This is a genomic window from Ramlibacter sp. (assembly GCF_035655895.1).
Lineage (GTDB): Bacteria > Pseudomonadota > Gammaproteobacteria > Burkholderiales > Burkholderiaceae_C > Ramlibacter.
This window is the reverse complement of the sequence record NZ_DASRTN010000017.1, coordinates 1-1,615: the sequence shown is the minus strand read 5'-3', so window position 1 is coordinate 1,615 and position 1,615 is coordinate 1. Positions and strand designations below refer to the sequence as shown.

Below are 1,615 nucleotides of genomic sequence, written 5' to 3'. Positions count from 1 at the left end.
GCCGCGCACGGCCACGGTGGAGGCGGCCAGGGCCAGCTCGTTGCCCTGCTGGGCGTTGTCGGCGTTCTGCTTGACGGTGGAGGCCAGCTGCTTCATCGACGCAGCGGTCTGCTGCAGGGCGGAGGCCTGTTCTTCGGTGCGCGAGGACAGGTCGCTGTTGCCTTGCGAGATCTGGCCCGAGGCCGTGGCCACCGAGTCGGCGTTCTGGCGCACGCCGTTGACGATGGACGACAGGCTCTCCTGCATGCGCTTCAGTGCCGCCAGCAGGCTGGCGTTGTCGCCATCCTTGACGCTGATCTGGACGGACAGGTCACCATCGGCGACGCGCTTGGCCAGTTCGGCCGCGGCCGCCGGTTCGCCGCCCAGCTGGCCGGTGATGCTGCGCACGATCCACACGGCAAGGGCGATGCTGATCAGGCAGGCAAGGCTGCCCACCGCGAAGACCGACGTCTCGACGCTGTCGGTCGCCGTGTCCGCGACGACAGACGCCTTCACCATCATCTCCTGCTGGAAGTCGATCTGCTCATTCAAGGCCTTGAGGAGATTGCTCTGCGCCGGGCGCAGGGTCTGCTGCAGGTGCAGCTTGGCTTCCTCCATCTTGTCCGCGCCTGCAAGTTCCGAGAAACGCGCCAGAGCGGTCGAGTAGGGGGAGTAAGCCGCCTTCATGGCATCGAAGAGAGTGCGACCCTTCGGCGTCCAGACGAACTTCTCCAGCTTGTCGAAGGCCACTGCCATGGTCTTGGTGCTCTTGTCGATGCCGTCCAGCTGTCCCTTCGCCTCGGCCGGCCAGAGCAACGCCGTGCGCGTCTGCCGCGCGATGTCGCCCGAATCGTCCTTGAGGTCGACCAGCACGCTGATCTTGGCGTAGCGGTCCTTGACCACGTCGTCGAGCGCTTCGTCGACCAGCTTCAGCTTGTAGAGCGTGACGCCGCCCAGCAGCATCGTGAGGGCGACGATCAAGCCGAAGGCGGCCATCAGCCTGGTGGAGATCTTCATGTTGTTCATCGTGTGATTTGCAGGTTGGATCCAGGCCCGGGTCAGGGCCGTTCGAAATGGTTCGGCGTGTTGCGCCGTGACTTGATGGCGGGCCGCCGCTCGTCCTCCGCAAGCAGCCCTGGCGGCACCGGGCTCCTCACGATGGAATCACGTCGGCGTCTCACGTCGGAGATGGAAAAAAGCGAGGACGACGGGTCCCTTCGCATTCGCAATCGCATTCGCATGCACGCATCTTCAGAAGGTCTGCCAGTCGTCGGTGCCGGTGCGGCGGGGCCGTTCCGCGCTCGGGGCGCTGGCCGGCTTGCCGGTGGCGCCCAGCGGCTTGCGCGGCAGGGTGGGGCGCACGGTGGTCCGGGCCGCCATCGGCGCCATGCCCAGGGCCGGGGCGTTGGAGGCCTCGTGGCCGTCGATCTTGAACACGGCGACGGCGCCCACCAGCTGCTGCGCCTGCGTCTTCAGGCTGTCGGCGGCGGCGGCGCTTTCCTCGACCAGGGCGGCGTTCTGCTGGGTGGCCTGGTCCATCTGCTGGACGGCGTCTTCGATCTGGGCGACCCCGCTGCTCTGCTCGCGGCTGGCGGCGCTGATCTCGCCCATCAGGTCGGTCACGCGGCGGATCGAG

The 1,615-nt window shown here is 67.2% G+C and carries 1 protein-coding gene and 1 pseudogene; both read right to left on the bottom strand.

Translation table 11 applies throughout. From position 1 onward, the window contains the following. On the bottom strand, positions 1 to 996 hold a 996-nt coding region (locus VFE82_RS20010), incomplete at its 3' end, for a methyl-accepting chemotaxis protein (protein ID WP_325002109.1). 234 nt (positions 997 to 1,230) lie between these two features. Beyond that, a pseudogene (locus VFE82_RS20005) lies at positions 1,231 to 1,615 on the bottom strand (methyl-accepting chemotaxis protein); the annotation flags it as partial.